This window comes from Sporofaciens sp. St.21A7 (genome assembly GCF_059728535.1).
Window position 1 is genome coordinate 5,303,917 of the sequence record NZ_BAAGFN010000001.1, and the last position, 18,039, is coordinate 5,321,955.

At 38.3% G+C, this 18,039-nt stretch carries 18 protein-coding genes, 1 tRNA gene and 1 pseudogene; 4 read left to right on the forward strand and 16 right to left on the reverse strand.

Annotation, left to right across the window (positions count from 1 at the left end):
• Nucleotides 1-43: 43 nt before the first annotated feature.
• On the reverse strand, nt 44-649 hold the full coding sequence (locus AC6I3O_RS26270; RefSeq protein WP_497853365.1) for an amidohydrolase family protein: 606 nt from the start codon (nt 647-649) through the stop codon (nt 44-46).
• A gap of 50 nt (nt 650-699) precedes the next feature.
• Between AC6I3O_RS26270 and AC6I3O_RS26275 the strand changes: the two genes are divergently transcribed.
• A complete protein-coding gene (locus tag AC6I3O_RS26275) occupies nt 700-864 on the forward strand; it encodes a winged helix-turn-helix transcriptional regulator (RefSeq protein WP_497853366.1) in 165 nt (54 codons plus the stop codon).
• A 108-nt stretch (nt 865-972) separates the two neighbouring features.
• Here AC6I3O_RS26275 and AC6I3O_RS26280 read toward each other — a convergent pair whose 3' ends face one another.
• Nucleotides 973-1,491, reverse strand: a complete 519-nt coding sequence (locus AC6I3O_RS26280; protein WP_497853367.1) for a nitroreductase family protein — start codon at nt 1,489-1,491, stop codon at nt 973-975.
• 127 nt (nt 1,492-1,618) lie between these two features.
• Between AC6I3O_RS26280 and AC6I3O_RS26285 the strand changes: the two genes are divergently transcribed.
• Nucleotides 1,619-1,978: a winged helix-turn-helix transcriptional regulator gene (locus AC6I3O_RS26285; protein ID WP_497853368.1), complete on the forward strand. Its 360-nt coding sequence runs from the start codon at nt 1,619-1,621 to the stop codon at nt 1,976-1,978.
• Between the two features lie 121 nt (nt 1,979-2,099).
• Nucleotides 2,100-2,456 carry a helix-turn-helix domain-containing protein gene (locus tag AC6I3O_RS26290; RefSeq protein ID WP_497853369.1) on the forward strand — a complete coding sequence of 119 codons (357 nt, stop codon included), beginning with the start codon at nt 2,100-2,102 and terminating at the stop codon, nt 2,454-2,456.
• Nucleotides 2,457-2,503: 47 nt separating this feature from the next.
• Here the strand turns inward: AC6I3O_RS26290 and AC6I3O_RS26295 are convergent, their stop codons facing one another.
• Nucleotides 2,504-3,292: an SDR family NAD(P)-dependent oxidoreductase gene (locus AC6I3O_RS26295; protein ID WP_497853370.1), complete on the reverse strand. Its 789-nt coding sequence runs from the start codon at nt 3,290-3,292 to the stop codon at nt 2,504-2,506.
• Between the two features lie 147 nt (nt 3,293-3,439).
• Here AC6I3O_RS26295 and AC6I3O_RS26300 point away from each other — a divergent pair, with 147 nt between their 5' ends.
• Nucleotides 3,440-3,811 (forward strand): MerR family transcriptional regulator, encoded by a 372-nt coding sequence (locus tag AC6I3O_RS26300; protein ID WP_497853371.1) that lies wholly within the window; start codon nt 3,440-3,442, stop codon nt 3,809-3,811.
• Between the two features lie 84 nt (nt 3,812-3,895).
• On the opposite strand, the gene AC6I3O_RS26305 is transcribed toward AC6I3O_RS26300, so the two are convergent.
• From AC6I3O_RS26305 to AC6I3O_RS26365, 13 genes and pseudogenes are all read right to left on the reverse strand, one after another.
• A complete protein-coding gene (locus tag AC6I3O_RS26305) occupies nt 3,896-3,982 on the reverse strand; it encodes a DUF2000 family protein (protein ID WP_497853611.1) in 87 nt (28 codons plus the stop codon).
• Between the two features lie 95 nt (nt 3,983-4,077).
• Nucleotides 4,078-4,545, reverse strand: a pseudogene (locus AC6I3O_RS26310) (ParA family protein); the annotation flags it as partial.
• A 95-nt stretch (nt 4,546-4,640) separates the two neighbouring features.
• The gene (locus tag AC6I3O_RS26315; RefSeq protein ID WP_162208673.1) at nt 4,641-5,648 is read right to left on the reverse strand and encodes a site-specific integrase; all 1,008 of its coding nucleotides are present in this window, start codon (nt 5,646-5,648) and stop codon (nt 4,641-4,643) included.
• Nucleotides 5,641-6,627 (reverse strand): tyrosine-type recombinase/integrase, encoded by a 987-nt coding sequence (locus AC6I3O_RS26320; RefSeq protein ID WP_162208674.1) that lies wholly within the window; start codon nt 6,625-6,627, stop codon nt 5,641-5,643. The genes AC6I3O_RS26315 and AC6I3O_RS26320 overlap by 8 nt, the downstream gene beginning before the upstream one ends.
• The gene (locus AC6I3O_RS26325; RefSeq protein ID WP_289227658.1) at nt 6,620-7,846 is read right to left on the reverse strand and encodes a site-specific integrase; all 1,227 of its coding nucleotides are present in this window, start codon (nt 7,844-7,846) and stop codon (nt 6,620-6,622) included. Before AC6I3O_RS26325 ends, AC6I3O_RS26320 begins: the two co-directional genes overlap by 8 nt.
• A 408-nt stretch (nt 7,847-8,254) precedes the next feature.
• Nucleotides 8,255-8,331: transfer RNA gene (locus AC6I3O_RS26330), tRNA-Arg, on the reverse strand.
• Nucleotides 8,332-8,607: 276 nt separating this feature from the next.
• The gene (locus AC6I3O_RS26335; protein ID WP_497853372.1) at nt 8,608-11,079 is read right to left on the reverse strand and encodes an NlpC/P60 family protein; all 2,472 of its coding nucleotides are present in this window, start codon (nt 11,077-11,079) and stop codon (nt 8,608-8,610) included.
• 243 nt (nt 11,080-11,322) lie between these two features.
• Entirely contained in the window at nt 11,323-11,757 is a 435-nt protein-coding gene (tnpA, locus tag AC6I3O_RS26340; protein WP_300512659.1) for an IS200/IS605 family transposase, read from the reverse strand.
• 180 nt (nt 11,758-11,937) lie between these two features.
• Complete coding sequence (locus tag AC6I3O_RS26345; protein WP_497853373.1) at nt 11,938-12,813, reverse strand: DUF3881 family protein; 876 nt, start codon at nt 12,811-12,813, stop codon at nt 11,938-11,940.
• Nucleotides 12,814-12,864: 51 nt separating this feature from the next.
• Entirely contained in the window at nt 12,865-14,151 is a 1,287-nt protein-coding gene (serS, locus tag AC6I3O_RS26350; RefSeq protein ID WP_497853374.1) for a serine--tRNA ligase, read from the reverse strand.
• A 28-nt stretch (nt 14,152-14,179) separates the two neighbouring features.
• Nucleotides 14,180-14,713 (reverse strand): DUF4446 family protein, encoded by a 534-nt coding sequence (locus AC6I3O_RS26355; RefSeq protein WP_497853375.1) that lies wholly within the window; start codon nt 14,711-14,713, stop codon nt 14,180-14,182.
• A gap of 3 nt (nt 14,714-14,716) precedes the next feature.
• On the reverse strand, nt 14,717-15,634 hold the full coding sequence (locus AC6I3O_RS26360) for a ParB/RepB/Spo0J family partition protein (RefSeq protein ID WP_497853613.1): 918 nt from the start codon (nt 15,632-15,634) through the stop codon (nt 14,717-14,719).
• A gap of 12 nt (nt 15,635-15,646) precedes the next feature.
• Nucleotides 15,647-16,411, reverse strand: a complete 765-nt coding sequence (locus tag AC6I3O_RS26365) for a ParA family protein (RefSeq protein ID WP_497853376.1) — start codon at nt 16,409-16,411, stop codon at nt 15,647-15,649.
• Between the last annotated feature and the right edge of the window lie 1,628 nt (nt 16,412-18,039).

The window sequence follows — 18,039 nt, forward strand, 5'->3', positions numbered from 1 at the left end:
TGACATTGGCTCTGTCTTTTCACTTTTTATGCTTGATAAACAACTACGAAACAAGTCCAAGACTATCCAACAATTTTTCTATATTCTCGCCTAACGCCATTTTTGCGGTTGTCTTGTTAGGGCTTACAAATTCTATGAGCTGCCTATACAGATATGGTTCTCCATAAGGAGCGTCCGAGCTATACAAACATCTTTCTGGCAGCTCAACTAATGCCATTTTTGTAGCAATAGAAGCAAAAGCGGCTGAAAGGTCTATATATACATTCTCATGTCCTTTTGCAAATTTAATCACATCCATCCAATTTGAGCCGCCTAAATGCCCGAAGATAACAGGTATTTCTGAATACTTCTCACATAATGCCATTAGCCGCTTAATGCCGTCTAATGTAACTGGATGAAACGTATGTACCCAGACAGGATATAACCTTGTATTCTGCACTGATTGGAATACCGTGTCTAATTCCATAATCTGCTGCTCATTGCCAGGGGTAAATTCCCCTATGCCACATAAAGAATTGGCTGTGATAAGTGTTTCTATCCATTCCTGTGTTTCCTCTAAACTTAGCCCTAACGGTACAGAGCCAAAACCCAGAAAGCGGTCTGGATTGTCTTTTATAGCTTCATTAACCTCTAAAATATTCTTTTCCAATCTTCGGATGTTGTCCTTTTTACTGTTAGCTCCTGCAAGAACTCTGTATAATGTATCCATCTCCAATTCAAGCTCACTTAAATTACCCGCTTTTTCTGGATGCGGTGCGGAGCAGAGTTGAATACTCTTTGAGCGACATAGGGATAACCCTTAACCCTATCTTGTCGCAGCTATGTGATTGGGGAAAGACATACCGTACTTATATGGAAACATAAAATGAAATGAGCCGATAATATGTAGAACAATCCCACAAGTTTATCGGCTCTGTTCCTATCCATCATCTTTTCGGGGCGTTATCACGCTTACCCATTTGTTTCAAATACTTATAACTTTTCGTAATGGACTAATTCATCCAACGGAATACGTTGTGTAGCATGGCGTTCTGGGTCGGCAGGGCTTCCGCCTGCATATCCTATTGCTAAAATATTGATTGGCTCAAGGGTGTCTGGAAGCCTAAATTCCTGTTTGATAACATCGGGCTTAAAATAGCATATCCATACAGAACCTAACCCCAACTCAGTCGCTTCCATCATCATGTGGTCTGTAAGGATTGACGCATCTACATCAACTGTCTTTTTGTTATCAAACGGGCGTGTCCATGCTTTCGTATGTTCGGCGCAAACAATAATTGCCAAAGGCGCTCCATAAAGGTTTGCCGCTTTTCCTACTTTGTCCAATCCCTCGTCCTCCTGCACAACGATAAGACGGACAGGCTGTAAATTTGCAGCCGTAGGCGCGACATGGGCAGCTAATAAAATTTTTTCCAGCTTTTCTGGCTCTACCTTTCTGCTTTTGTAATCACGGACAGAATAACGTGATTTCGCAATTTCTAAAAATTCCATAAGTATTCCTCCTGTTAAACTTGTATTTTAGGTTTCCCTATACTATAATTATATCGCAAACAAATTCAAAGACAAGAATGTACTTTTTAGGTATATACTATCAAAAAAGTAAGTTAGGAGAATTTCTATGAGTGTAAATTGCAAAAGCAGTTATAACTGTCCCGTAGAAGCAACTATTGACTTGATTGGCGGGAAATATAAATCGGTCGTTCTGTGGCATCTCATGGGTAAAACCCTGCGGTATAGTGAACTGCATAAATTAGTGCCCAAAGCAACTGATAAAATGTTGGCGCAGCAGCTAAGAGAACTTGAAAACGACGGACTGATAAACAGAAAAGTCTATCCTGTCGTTCCTCCCAAAACGGAATATTCTTTAACAGACTTCGGCAAGACGCTCGCCCCAATCTTAGACGCTATGTGCGATTGGGGAACTGTATATTTAGATGAAGTAAATATCTCGCCAACTTGCTGCAAATCCCAAAAGTAAGAACCAATCTCTACAAATCAGAAATCACATCTCTTATTCATGAAGATTTTACATCGTTTAAGAAGAACTCTCATTTCTGTACAATATATAGTAAAATCTAATTGTACTGGTGGTGAGAAAATTGAGCAATAATGCAAACGGCTTTGACTTTCTGGAATTGGGGCAGGCAATTCCAGATGCCCGTGAGAAACAACGGATTACAAGAGAGGAATTAGACGAGGAACTTGGTATTTCGGCAAGACACTTGCAGTCAATAGAAAAAGAGGGGCAAAATCCAAGTTTTCCACTATTCATTCAACTTGTAACGATGTTCCATATATCCATAGACCAGTACATACACCCAGACACCCCGACAGAAAAAACAACCTTGCGTCGGCGGTTGGATGTGCTTCTCAACACTTTTGATGATGCGGAACTGACTATCATAGCAGGAACGGCGCAAGGAATATGTAAAGCAAAAGAGCAAACAGAGGAATAAGCCCCTCTGTTTTTCCTTTTTATCGCACCAAAGACTATTTCAATCTACTACATTTTCTGGTTATGGCATGAACTACCTGCATATTGAAATTGCGGCTCATACAAATGAAATGAAAAGGTTTCCCTGTCCACAAAACCCACCGTTTTATCGCTGTCGTACAATTCAAGCAGAAATGCCGCCATCTGTGTGCTTGTATGGTAAACGCCAAATAATCTGTCATAATCATATTCACTGACGTCATTCGCAATTTTCCCAAATTCCGTTTTTGTTGCGGCAGGGGCTAATACCTTTGCCTGCATTTTTGCATGGGCAGCTTTTAACTCCCACGCCAATCCCTCTGTAAAAGCGCTGACATAAAACTTTGCAGCACAATATGTTACCGCATTAGGCACAATCGTATAGCCGCCGCAGGAAGAAATATTGATAAGCTGTGTCTCCTCCGTATCTTTAAAGTCACGGACGAACAGGGAAGAAAAAACAGTGAGGGCTTCCACATTTAAGTGCAGCATCCGACTGATTTTCTCCAAATCCTGATTCCCTACGCTGCCATAATTTCCAAATCCCGCATTGTTTACCCATGTCTGCAACGGATATGATTTTATGCTTTCGTATAACTGGAAAACATTTTGGGGAACAGATAAATCCGCAGCCTTAACTACAATATCAATCATCGGATGTAAAGCTAGAATTTCCTGCCTTAAAGCTTCCAGTCTGTCTTTTCTGCGGGCAACAAGGATTAGGCTGCTCCCACGCTCCGCAAAGGCTTTTGCCGTTTCATACCCTATCCCCGAACTTGCCCCCGTGATTACCGTGTACTTTTCTGTGTTTTGAACCATTTACAAAACCTCCTCTTTGCTGATACAATAGGTATTGCGCTGATGCGCAAGCAGGTCATCAATTTCCTGGCGGAAATTGGTGACAAATTATAATATGAGCATACAATGTAGAGTAAACTCTATGTCAAGAGATAAGAGGTGATTTTTATGGAATATTCCATAGGTGAATTTTCAAGGCTGACAAATTTAGGGATACATACCCTGCGTTACTACGAGCATGAAAATCTGATTACGCCGAAACGCAATTCCAGTAACCGCCGCTGTTATTCGGACAAAGACCTTGCATGGATTGAATTTATCAAGCGTCTGAAAGACACGGGTATGCCGATTAAAGAAATACAGCGTTATGCCGAACTGCGGGCAAAAGGCGACCTTACCCTTAATGAGAGAATGGAACTGCTGACCGTGCATCGTGAGTCCCTTAATGAGCAGATAAAAGTATTGCAGGAACACATGGCAAAGCTGGATGATAAAATTGATTTTTATCGCCAAGAAATAGAACGCACATCTCTAAAATAGTCGGAACACATATCGAAAGTTCTTCACATCGGCTATCTAAGGTAAAAGAGGAAACAAAAGGATAAGCCCTCTGCTTCCTCTGTCTTATCGTAACAAAGACATACTCCCCGTCAGTTTGTTAATCTGCTTTTTATTTCCGCAGACAGCGATTCCAATATAATATAATATAATTTAATTTGCTTTCTGAGGTATTCGCCATTTTACCAATGAACTCATTGTAAATCTTACACCCTTGCGCCAAATCAGAAAAATCAACAACTGTCAATTCAGAAAATTGCGGGCATTTTCATTCCCATAGTGATGCCGAGAATAGCGGCGTGCGCCCGTAAAAAAAGCTCTGCCACCTCCTTTCTGAACTGCTCGTAAGCGGCGGCTACCTTGCCGCCTTTGTCGTAGGCAAAAATTCTCTTTCCCTCTGCGGTGGCTTCCACGGCTCGGATGGAGTGTGGTATCTGCGTGTCGAATACTTTTATCCTCTGCCCGTAGGCGCTTTTTACCGTTGCCGTGATTTCCTTAGAGATGTTCGTGCGTGACATTACCATCGTCATAAGGATGCCGTCAATCCGCAGGTGCGGGTTGATTTGCCGTTTGACCTTAGACACGGAGCGAAGCAACAGCTCTAAGCCTTTGGAGGAAAGATAATGCGGCTGTGTCGGGATAACTACGCTGTCAGAAGCCGCAAGAGCGTTGATTGTCAGCATCCCCAAGCTCGGCATACAGTCTAATGCGGAGTAAATTATTATGCGGAGTAAACCGCTGAATTCATTCATTTCGCTGTGATTGTGTCGTATTATACTCTGCATAATAATTCTCCATTCTGTTGATCTCTTTAAATCATTTCCTTTAACCAATCAAGGAGTTCTTCTCTCTTTTTATCTTTGTATCGGCTTTCTGGAATGATTTTTTCGCTTGCCTTTTCAAGAGCTTCTCTTTTTGCGGCAGAATCAGCTTTCGCATATATTTCTGTTGTTTTGACTGATTCGTGCCCCAAGAAATCGCGGATATAAATCAGATTTACATTTGCCTGCACCAAATGCATCGCTTTACTGTGGCGAAAAATATGAGGTGTCACATTTAAGATGGCTATTTCAGGGTGACTAACCTGAGCCTTTGCCACATATTTCGATATCACATATTCGACTCCGGATCTCGTCAGTTTCTGTTTCATTTTATTCACAAACAGGTACTGATCCGGCACTGTGATGCCATAGTTACTTGTATACTTTTCTATCAGCGCTCCCGTATCCGGCATCAATGGCACGATTCTTGCCTTGTTTCCTTTTCCTGTAAGCGTAACAGTTGCAGGTTTTGTAAAGCGGATGTCTTTCAGTTTTAAATCTACAAGTTCCTGGACTCTTGCCCCGGAATCATATAAAAGTGAAAGCATGGTAAGATCTCTTTGGCCATTTTTTCTTTTACTGTCAGGCTGTTCAAAAATGATTTTCAATTCATCGACAGTTAGATATTCAACTTCTCTTTTGGCGCATTTCTTAAAGTCTATTCCGAGTATTTCCTGACATTTGGACATGTACCGGGGATCTTCTACCGCGATATATCTCATCAATGCATGAATGACTGTAAGTCTATGATTCCTTGTACTAACAGCACAGCCTTTGTTTTCTTCCAGCCATAACAAATAGACTTCAACCATTTTTCTTGAAATCTGATCCATTGTTAACTTCTCTGGTTTAATCTTTAATTCATCACGACAGTACCGCAAAAATACAATAAAGGCATCTCTGTATGACCTGATAGTGTTGGGGCTTGCTCCTATCTGCAGAGGAAGGTATCTCGTGAGATAGTCAGTAAGATAATCCGATAAATATTTTTTACTCATCTGCATCCCCTCCCTTGATCATGTCATTGTATAATGGTGTGAGTGCATCAATTATCCGATCATAGGAGTCTGCTGTTAAGCGGAGGTATTTCTCTGTGCAGTTGATATTTCTATGCCCCATGTATTCCTCAAGATATGGTATGGAAACATACATATCAATTCCTTGGGCAGCCATTCCCTCAAGTGCATGAACTGCAAATGTGTGCCTTAAGTCGTGCAGACGGGGAAGCTTTCCGCTTGCCGTACATGGAATACCGGCTTCTTCAAGCAGCTTCTTATACTTCTGAAGTATAGAGTTCGGCCGGTAAGCCTTACCCCATCGGTTTCTGAATAGAAGACCGGTATCATTTTCCGAGTATCTGACCGCGTTCATATAGTTCCTTAAGCATGCGAACAGGGACTCCGACATAGGCACTAAGCGTGTGTTATTGTATTTTGACTGTCTTACCGTAATCACTTTATCTGTAAAATCTATATCAGATATCTTCAGGGATAAGGCCTCAGATATTCTCAAACCGCAGCAATAGAGCAGTCTGAGGAGGAAAGGGTAAACATTGTACATATTAGGCGAACGATAAGCATACGGAAGGCTGTCTGCCGCCTTTAACAGACTGCAAATCTGTTCCCTTGTGAAAATATATGGAACAAATGAACACCTTTCATGCTGATGTTCCGGAAGAACATATGTAGGAACACCAATGCTGTTCAGATATGTTGCAAGCTGCCTTATCAGTGCTTCTCTACGCATTTGAGTCATAGGCTGTTCACCTTCTCTCTTAGCAGCAAATCCAAGAACCAATTCTTTTGTCAGATTTATAGTGTCATCTGCGGCATGCTCATTCAGATATCGGTTCAATTCCCTGATTGCACGGACGATTCTTCCCTCGTATTTATATCCAAGGCTTCGTCTGTATTCTATAAAGGCGATACACGTATCTCCATATAAACCATCGAATCCAGCCATCTCTTTTTCACTCATACCTCGGCACCTCCAATGCGACTTTTCTTAGTCCTTCTAAATCGATTTTGATATATATCCCTGTCGTATCTGTATATTTATGCCCTAATACATTTGAGATCACAGGAATAGGGACCTCACTTCTAAGCATGTTGCTTGCTAAAGAAGAACGCATGGAATGCATCCCATGCTTCTGGTCCTCTTTAAAAGTAATTTCTGCACGCTTAAAATATTTTTGCAGCATTTCATGGAAATTTCTGTGTTCAAAGGGTTTCACAGGCGCCCGGTTGCTGACCAATACTTCTCTATAATCACATTCGGGACGTGCGTTTTTTATATAATCGATAAGAGCCATAAGCAATTCATCACTAATGGGTAATGAAACATATTCACCGGTTTTAGACTGTACAAAACCAATAGTTTTCCTTTTCCAATCAATGTCATCCAGAGTAAGCCGGCATATATCGATACACCTCATTCCAAGGGTTGCTGCCAAGAGGAGAATCAGGTAATCTCTTTTCCCATACAACGTTTCGGTATCGATGCTTTGAAGCAGTTTTGTTATACATTCCGGCGTGAAATACGAAGGATATGAATTCTTGGTGTGAATTGAAATAACCGGAAACATCTGAGCTAAATCCTTACTGCACAGTTCCTTTTGGCTCATATAAGCGAGAAGGCTCCTAAGCAAATACTGATAAGCCTCTTTTGTCGTTATAGAGTAGTAGGATCTGCTTGCCAAAAATCCATATGCATGCTCGGACCGTATGTCGCTGGTATTTTTTATCCCGATGCTTTCGAAATACTTAAATACTTTTCTCGCAGAAAATTCCTTGCCCTTTAAGGTTGTATCCTTAAGTCCTCTTTCTGTTTCATGTGCAATGTAGCCATCTAAAACACCCTCAAAATATTCAAGTCTCATGTCTTTTGAAAGTCGTTTTTTCTGGCGGATTTCACCGTACAATTGAAATTCGTACAACATCCATATGTGACGCTGGAGATAATTCTCAGCCATTGTCAGATTTTCAAAATCAACCCACTTATGCTTGTGATGTTCTAACAGAAACTGCTTTCCAAGATCAAGTGAAAAATAATCAATCTCCTTCTTTCTGCAGTACTTGATAAAGACTTTATAATAAGCCAAGTATCTTTCCCGGGTACTTTCTTTGTAGCCAATGAGCTTAAGGTGATCCATCAGCCCATTTACTAATTCTTCAATAGTTACCTCGTGTTGCTCCATATAGGAACCCCCTTTCTGTGATTTGTAAGAGGTATTCTATATGGAATATTATGCTGAGTAAACAGAAAGAAAATCATAGGTTTTATTAATGATTGCAGATAGTTACTCTGCATAATATTTAACTCCGCATTAGACTGTTTATGTGGTTATCCACATAAACAATCAATGAGGACAGTATCGTAATTCTTTTTTTAATTCATTGATGTACTATATACGCATGAGCGCCGTATTCAAAATCCTGCTTTTTCCTGCAATCTATAAGATGTTGGCAAACTTCCCTCTGTTTCTCCGTCAAATCTGATTAGAAAAAACCGCTCCTGCTAATCGGACATTGTTATGAGTTCAAATTCTTTTTGGAAATAAAAAACGCCGAAAACCTTGAAAAATCAATGCTTTCGGCGGAGTTTTTGGCGTCGCTAAGAGGATTTGAACCTCCGACCTACCGCTTAGGAGGCGGTCGCTCTATCCAGCTGAGCTATAGCGACAGTTACAAAATCTATATTTAGTTTTACTTGTTACCTTTTTCTTTTTCCTCTTAGGCGAGTGTTATAACACTTTCTTAGGAGGCGGTCGCTCTATCCTGCTGAGCTATAGCGACAACTATCTAACATATGCATCAAACTTAATGCTTTCTTATTATACTTCAACACCTGCCAATTGTCAAATCATTTAAACGACTTCTTTAAATTATTTTATCAACCACAGGAAATCCCCTACATTTTCCAATCAGCTATTTTTAACTAATAAACATACAATTACTGTTACTTTTTAAGATATACATCCGCATAATTAACGCCTAGAGCCAGAGCTTCTTCATGATCATTCACATAAATATCAATATGATTCTCCTTAATTGCCCCTCCGCAATCCTCTGCGGTAAATACATGCCCTCCAATAATAACTTGCGTACCGTAAGGAATGACTCTCGGGTCAACGGCTATCGTCCTTCCCTCTACAACCGGCGCTCCTGTTGCCGTAATCCCAGTCTCCACATTACAGCAGAGTTCACAGGCACAATAATAAGTCAGCTTAAATGTACCGAGATTCTTCCCATACATATCCTTTGTAGCATTCACATCGCTGATTCCGCCCCCGGCATAGCCATTATCATTTAAAATTCTAGTTGCCCATACCGCACTGTTTTTACTCACATCTGCCTGAACAATGCCCATATCTGTACTCATGGCTTCAATCGTCTTCCCTTCGCCTGCATACATGACAACGTGATACACATTACCATTATTGGCATAAAAAATCAAATCACCCGGCAAGGCATCTTCTACCGGTATTTTTGTGCCATACTGAGCCTGGTCGCGGGATACTCTCGGCAATTCATATCCATATTGTTTATAAATACTTTGGACAAATCCTGAACAATCTGCCCCTTCAGTTAAACTGGTTCCTCCCCACACATACGGATTTCCAACAAACTGAGCGGCAAATTCTACCATAGACCTTCTGATTTCTCCGCTTGGAACCCCTGGTTTTGTTGAAGTAAGGGTATAGTAACATGCTTCATTTTCTTCGGCTTTTACTTTCTCTTCTGCCAGTAAAAATGTATCTTCTTGCTTTTCTTTCACTTGTTCTGTGACGTCCTCACCGAATTGGATAGAATTTTTCTTTACAAATCCCCGAACATCTCCGGATTCTATATAAATCCATTCCTCCTTCTCATCCTCCAAAATGAAACACAATCCTCTTTGTGGAAGAACACCGATTACCCGGCTCTCTTCATCTTTATCTTCCATTACTTCCACATATTCGTTTTTGGCAAGGGCATATTTTTTCTCTACCACTGTCTGATTTACTGTAGCTCTCAGGTATGTATAGGCTTCATTTTCCTGCCATGGCAGTATTTCCCGTGCCATAGGTGCAGTACCTTCAATTCCTTTGTATTCCTGTTTTAACCTTTCAGCTCTCTTTTTTGCCTTTTCCTGATAGATTTTCAATTGCTGTCCTGCATCCTCATTCGTAATCACTTCTTCTGAACGTACGAATCCCCTGACTCTTCCTGATTCAACATATAACCAGCCATCTTCCTCTTCTTTCAATATATATAATAGACCATTCTTTCGCAGTTTACCGACTATACGCGCCTTATCATTGGTCTCCTCTTCTGGTATAATTGATTCTCGGATAACCAGGTTTTCTTTTGCAAATGCATATTTTCTTGCAACTGTCCAAAATCGGTAATCTTCTACTATTTGGGGTAGTTTCACTAATTTTTGGTTCAATATAAGAGATGCATTTTTAATTCTTTCGGGTGAAATCGTTTCTGGTTTAAATTGCTCTATATCTATGATTCCATCGTTAGTATTTGTGCCGAATCCTGGCTTCATATCCAATGGCCACGATGGTTTTGTTATACCAGAAGCATCGGGTTTATCTTGATTGTCTGGAATATCAGGTTCATTGGGTTTTCCTGATATTGGTGGGTTTTGGGTATTATCTGGTTTTCCTACATTGTCCGGTTTAGAAACATCGCCGGACTGGTTTGAACCGTCCACAATTTCCGAACCATCTGGATCACCAGATTGATCTGGATTATCCGTATCTTCCTCTCCATCCGGATTCTCTGGTTGGTTCGATCCATCTGGTTTATCAGGATTATTCGGCTGATTTGATGTATCTGAATCTCCTGAATTTTCAGTAGATCCATTTCCATCTATTTCCCCAGGATTCTCTATCGATTCATTTCCTCCTGTACTTCCCGGATTCCCAGTTGTCCCACTTCCATTTTCTCCTCCTGGATTTTCGGATACTCCATTTTCATCCGTACTTCCTGGATTCCCAGCTATCCCGCTTTCTCCTGGATTTCCCGGATTCCCAGTTGTCCCGCTTCCTCCTGTACTTTCTGGATTCCCAGTTGTTCCGTTTCCTCCTGTACTTCCTGGATTCCCAGTTGTTCCATTTCCACTCGAAATATTCTGGTTTTCTTTTTCTCCATCTCCCCCTGTGCCATTCATATTTCCTTTTTCATCATTTTCTCCTGACACATTAGGGGAAACAGACTGTGTTCCTGACACCACATTATTTGATGTAACTGGAGTCACAGGAACCACTACTTGCTGGATGCTAGATTCATCCTTATCCCTAGCTGAAGCATGGTACTCTTCTGCCCCCATTTTTTCCGTATATCCTACTGCTGGCAAAGATGTAGCTACATTCGCAGCTAATATTCCGACTATTCCTGCAGCACACATCTTCTTTATAATCATTCTTTGTTTATTCAAATGCAACCTCTTCTTTCTTTAACGGTCATATTAATCTATCTCTTCACTTACAGTTTTATTAATCTACACACTTTCGACTATATTTACTTATCCTCACATTTTAGAACATTTTATAAATAAAATCAATACACCATTTTTTTCCAAATGTCATATAACTGAACCACTACCGGCTAAAGCCGGTAGGTTCGGTGTGCTGCTAAAGCAGCCTAAAGTTGTCTCTGCTCTTTGTTATTCCTTTTATCTTTAACTTATTTCAAAGTTGTCTGTTTTTAATTTCTCTTGTAAATCTTGATTTTTAATATACTCTTTGATAATTTCATCTGTTACATTTCCACTACTTGCCACAAAGTATCCTCTTGCCCACAAATGCCGTCCCCAGAATTGCTTGTTCAATTCTTTGTATTCCATCTGCAATTTTCGGGATGTTGTTCCCTTAATATATTGTACCAGCTTACTTGCTGATAGATGCGGCGGTGCTGATACCAGCATATGGATGTGATCACTTCCTACATGCCCTGCCAGGATTTCTACCTCGTTCTTTTCGCATATGATTCGGATTAATTCTCTTGTCCGTACCGCTATCTTTCCTGTTATCACCGGTTTTCTATATTTTGTTATCCAAACCAGATGGTACTTAATATCATACGTGCAATGTGACGATTTTCTATAATTCTCCATATTCTTCACCTCACGTTTAGTATTTCTATTTTTACTTTTTTCTAAACTTGAGGTTATGGGGTTGACCTAAAGGTTTCGCCTTAAGGCGAGGGTTTTAACCCCATTATACAGACAATAAAAATCAGGTGAAAAGCCATATAATATAATGTCGGCTTTACACCCAATTTTCTAAATCATTTTTCAAAAATTAATTCTTCCCTGCAGCCACATATTCCCTTTAAACCTTCTCCCAACCGCTGCATCTCCAATAACATTTTTTACGGGTACACATATATCGAACATAAGTTCGTTTACATCCAATCTCATTACATATATTTCTTCTTTCGTGTACTCATTGGTAATTATTTGTAATTCCAAAATCTCGCCCATAATCGAATAATGATCACATTCAATTCCATAAGGCATGATATATGTGTCTACAATACTAAATACATCTTCGCTGACCAGACGTTGTGATACTTTTGAATATGTATCAATATCATCCATTGTCAGGCTTTCGATAGCGGCAGGATCTCCCGTCCTTGCCGCACTCACAAGCATCATCCGATTATGAATTTCTTCCTTTTGCCTCTTCTCCTGTTCTTTATCCTTTAATACTGGCAAAAGAATCGTACCTCCGTTGCACAATCCAGATAAAGTTACGGACTTGTATTTTACAGATTTTTTTGCTCTCTGACGCTCTTTGAGCAATTCTACTGTATTTTGAAGGTGGAAGATTAGATTAATCCCCACCTTCATATCCTCGCATATTCCGGCATATGCCTCTCTATCCATCCTTCTTTCTATATAGACATCTGCATGGCTGGTAATTCCGGTTCCCAGAAAAAATGGATAGTAATAGTTTTTCTCAAACTCTTCATGAATATCTCTGTCCCCAAACATCGCTATCCCAATTCCTGCGCCATACTCCTTCTGATATTCGCAGATGTCCATCTCTTCATCCTGTGCAATGAGATCATGCTGTGTAAATGAAGTTCTTACTTGAGTAAGAATATTTTTCAATTCTCTTTTGCTGTTAATATTGCCAAATCCAATGGCATTCATATATTGATGCATATTATTTTCCTTATAAATGCAATTTTTTAGCTTCGCGCACATAATGTGCTTTTATCTCTTAGGTATTAGTACCTCTGTGCCTCCCATGTATGGTCTGAGAACGTCAGGAATCCTTACTGTTCCGTCTGCCTGCAAATTATTTTCTAAAAATGCTATCAGCATTCTCGGCGGCGCTGCCACCGTATTATTTAATGTATGGGCAAAATATTTTCCATCTGTCCCTTTTACCCTTATGCCAAGTCTTCTTGCCTGAGCGTCCCCCAGATTCGAGCAGCTTCCCACCTCAAAATACTTTTTCTGTCTTGGGGACCATGCTTCAACATCACAAGATTTTACTTTCAAGTCTGCCAAATCTCCGGAACAGCATTCCAGAGTACGAACCGGTATATCCATAGAACGGAAAAGGTCAACCGTATTCTGCCACAGATTATCATACCATTTCATACTTTCCTCTGGCTTACATACAACAATCATCTCCTGCTTCTCAAACTGATGAATTCTGTAGACTCCTCTCTCTTCAATTCCATGAGCTCCTTTTTCTTTACGGAAACACGGAGAATAGCTGGTCAATGTCTGAGGAAGCTCCTCTTCTGTAAGCATCTTTCCAATAAATTTTCCAATCATGGAATGTTCACTGGTTCCAATCAGATAAAGGTCTTCTCCTTCTATCTTATACATCATGGCATCCATCTCTGCAAAACTCATAACGCCGGTAACTACATTACTTCTTATCATAAATGGAGGAATACAGTATGTGAAGCCTCTTCCAATCATAAAATCACGGGCATAGGACAACACAGCAGAATGAAGCCTTGCAATGTCGCCCATTAAATAATAGAATCCGTTTCCTGCAACTTCTCCCGCACTCTCTAAATCAATTCCATTGAAACTTCCCATGATATCCGTATGGTATGGAATTTCAAAATCTGGAACTACTGGTTCCCCATATTTCTGTATCTCCACATTTTCGCTGTCATCTTTTCCAATCGGTACAGAAGGATCGATGATATTTGGAATTGTCATCATTATCTTTTTAATTTTTGCTTCTACTTCCTTCTCCTCTGCAGACAGATTTTCTACCCGTTCTGCATTCTCCTGTACTTTCTTCTTTAACTCCTCTGCTTCTTCCTTCTTACTTTTCGCCATACAAGCTCCGATCTGTTTGGAAATTGTATTGCGCTCTGCACGGAGTCCTTCTACCTCCTGCTTTATATCTCTATTCCTCTGATCTAATTCTAATACGTCGTCCACCAGAGGTAATTTTTCATCCTGAAATTTTTTCTTTATATTCTCTCTTACCACATCCGGGTTCATTCTTACAAATTTAATATCTAACATGCTCTTTTCCTCCTAAGTTGGTATTATTTTATTTTTTGACATCTTTTACATCCATCTCATAATTTTCAAAAATAGCCTTGTCCAATGCTTCTGCCTCTTCCTCAGCTAGTTCGACATAACTCTCGCCTTTAATAATTTCCTTTATATAAGTATAACATCCTTCTCTGCTATGCATAGCATTCATAATCCATCCATTATTATTCTTATCCAGAAGTGCTACTGCAAAACTCAGTTTTCCACCCATTTCGTTAAATGCATCATATTTTACAATGCCTGTCTTTTGAAATCCTTTTTCATACTTTTTAAACAAATCTTTGATATCTGACCGGTTTTGTTTTGTTATCTTGAGTATAGAGTCTACTTCTCCGAATTTTTCTTTTAGGCTCTCTTCAAGAGTTTTCCCATTTCTTCCTTTCATAAACGTATTATAACTACTTTGTAATTTATTATATTTTACGGTAAGGTTCACATACAAAACAAACAACACGACAATCAAAATCAATAGGAATAAAAGTATGAATGCCGGATCTATCCCTAGCGTGACCAGTATCTTACTCTCCATGTATTATTCTTCTTCCCTTCGTATACTCATTATCATATCGAACATTCGTTCCAACTCTTTATCTGAATAATATTCTATTTCTATTTTGCCTTTTCCATTGCCTTTTGAGGAAATATTGACTTTAGTTCCCATAACTTCTTTCATCTTATCTTCAATATCTTTATAGACAAATGGATTCTCTATTGGTTTCTTTTCCTTTGGTTTTTTAGGATTCTTAATATCTTTTATTAATTTTTCAGTTTCCCTTACACTCAACTTTTCATCAAATATCCTATTGGCTAGTATGTACTGCTGCTCTTTACTATCAATCGCAAGCAACGCTCTTGCATGACCAGTCGATATCATATCATCAATAATCATCTGTTGAACTTTTTCATTCAACTTCAATAACCGCATAGAATTTGTTACAGCAGTTCTACTCTTTGAAACTCGCTCGGCAACTTCATCCTGCTTTAAATTGAACTCTTCTAATAGTCTTTTAAATGCCATTGCTTCTTCAATCGGATTAAGATTTTCCCTTTGTATGTTTTCAATCAATCCAATTTCCACAATTTCCTGTTCTGAATATTCTTTGATAATCACAGGGACTTCCCTTATACCAGCGATTTTTGCTGCTCTCCATCTTCTCTCACCTGCAATAATCTCGTAATAATCATTTCTTTTTCTGACCAGCAATGGCTGTAAGATTCCAAATTGCTTAATAGAATCAGCTAATTCTAATAAACCATCCTCCTCAAATTTTTTTCGCGGTTGTTCTCTATTAGGTTCTACCAGATTTATTTTCAACATCTGTTCCCCAGAATTTAATTCTGATTCCGGTTCATTTTTTGATGTTAATTCTGGTTCAGCAGATTTTGTTGACCTATTATCAGGAATCAGACTGTCCAATCCTTTTCCCAGTCCTTTTTTCTTTACCGCCATCATATCCTCCCCTTATGATTCCTTACTTATCACTTCTTCTGCAAGCCTCATATAACTCTCCGCCCCAGCCGATCTTGGGTCATATTGATTAATCGGTGTTCCAAAACTTGGTGCCTCAGCAAGTCTTATATTTCTTGGAATGATTGTTTTGTAAATATTTTGTTCCAAGTTATCTTTTACATTTTCTACAACCTGCAATGACAGATTTGTCCTTGCATCATACATTGTAAATACGACGCCTTCAATTTCTAATACTGGATTCAATCTGTCTTTTACTAATTCTACAGTATGTATCAGTTGGCTTAATCCTTCCAAAGCATAATATTCACATTGAATTGGAACCAACACAGAGTCAGCTGTTGTCATAGCATTCACTGTAAGTAAGCTTAATGACGGCGGACAATCGATAATCACATAGTCATAATTGTCCCTTATCTTTTGAATTGCATTTTTCACTACAAATTCCTTATTTTCCACATCAATCATTTCAATTTCAACTGCGGATAAATCAACATTGGAAGGCAATATATCCAAATTTTCAATTGTATCTTTATGGATTACCTCTTCCACATCAGCTTCTCCAATTATCATATCATAGATTGTCCCGTCTATTGCGTTTTTATCTAAGCCGAGTCCACTCGACATATTCCCCTGTGGATCCATATCAATAGCAAGAACCTTTCGACCTTTTTCAGCAAGAGAAGCTGATAGATTAATTGCAGTTGTTGTTTTGCCGACACCGCCTTTTTGGTTGGCAATAGCTATAATTCTTCCCATCTACAATCACCTTTCTTTTTCATTGAAAATAGTATAACACTTTTTTTTCTACATATCTAGCAAATGTTTAATATTAAAATATATTTTATGATTTTTTTGATGTTTCACGTGAAACATCTGAGTTTTTTGTTATTATTTTCCACTATAAAAGCTTTTCTAAATCTTTTTACCATATTTACCATTAAATTAATACTGTTTATAAAGCATTTCTTTATAGCAAAAATTATATGTTTGACTTTAAAAATTAATATTTTTAGCAAAAGAAATTCTATAAGATAGAATAACAACAAGATTATAATTGAATAGAAACATTTGCAAACTTTATTTATTAGTTAAGTCAAATATTTCATCCAATAACTTTAATTTATACAAAACATATTCATTTTAAAAGAATCCATTACAATTATTATGTACTTTTATTACCATTAATAATGTTTCACGTGAAACATTATTATTTTCAATACTTATCAAGCGGCAATTATTCTCATTAATACAATTTATAACTTATCTATTATTTATTTTTTCATATAACACCGGAAGTATAATCAGTTTTATACTCTTTAGCATTAAATATTTTTTATTTCAATAACATTATTACTATTTTAACAAAAATTCTCTTCCAAATTTATACTTTGTTAGACGATGTCCACACGCCCCACAAGGGGCATAAATTACGGTGTGTCCTTGGGTATACCGTAATGAACAAAATCCACCTGCCCACAGGGCATGCATTACGGTGTACCCTTAGGTATACTTTATTGAGCAAAATACAACCATTCAAAGAACATGTTACGGTGTATCCTTTGGCAAAAAAAATTAGCAGCTTTCTATCGCTTAATAAAAGCAGTAGATATTTTCAACATAAATAATTATTATAAAATATTGATAATATATCATTTAAAAACATTTAGTATATATCTGCATTTTTCATTCTTCTTTTCTATATATTCAAATGTTTCACGTGAAACATTTGAATAATCAAAAGAACTTACATATTTAAAATCATAATATATAAAAATATCTACTTCTCCTGCTGCTCAATCATTTTCTTAACCATATAACTATAATAAATCAATGATAGTATTTTTTAACATATATTTAGTATTCTTACACTTTGTACCACATATGGTTTTTTCACAACTTACAGCCAACAACTCTCTCATTATGGATTGCTCTATGGCACATAGGCATATTATTAGCATTTTTTATTATTACCCTTTTAGTTTCCTATCAGACTGAATGTCTTTTCTGTCTGGCGGATTTGTACAACCTTCGGTAATAATATAATTTCTTATCAGATTAGTTCTTTAATATATAAGCGACGCTACCACACCCGCCTATACATTTTTTCTATTTGTTCAAAATTTTCCAAACTACTGCAAGGGTTCTATTACATTTTTATATTGTGGAGCAATTTTCATTAATACAAGCAGAATATTATCTTTTAATTGAGAGAATAAAGATTATATTACTTATCATTATCTCCGGTTACATTACCACAGATATTTTCTCTCTTTTCAAATGTAGAAAAGAGAGGATAGAATGACAAATTGTTTATCATATACTAAGTCACCAACCCCCACTTCAAGTGGGGGTTTGGAGAGGGCCCCCCCAAGGGGCCTTTATTA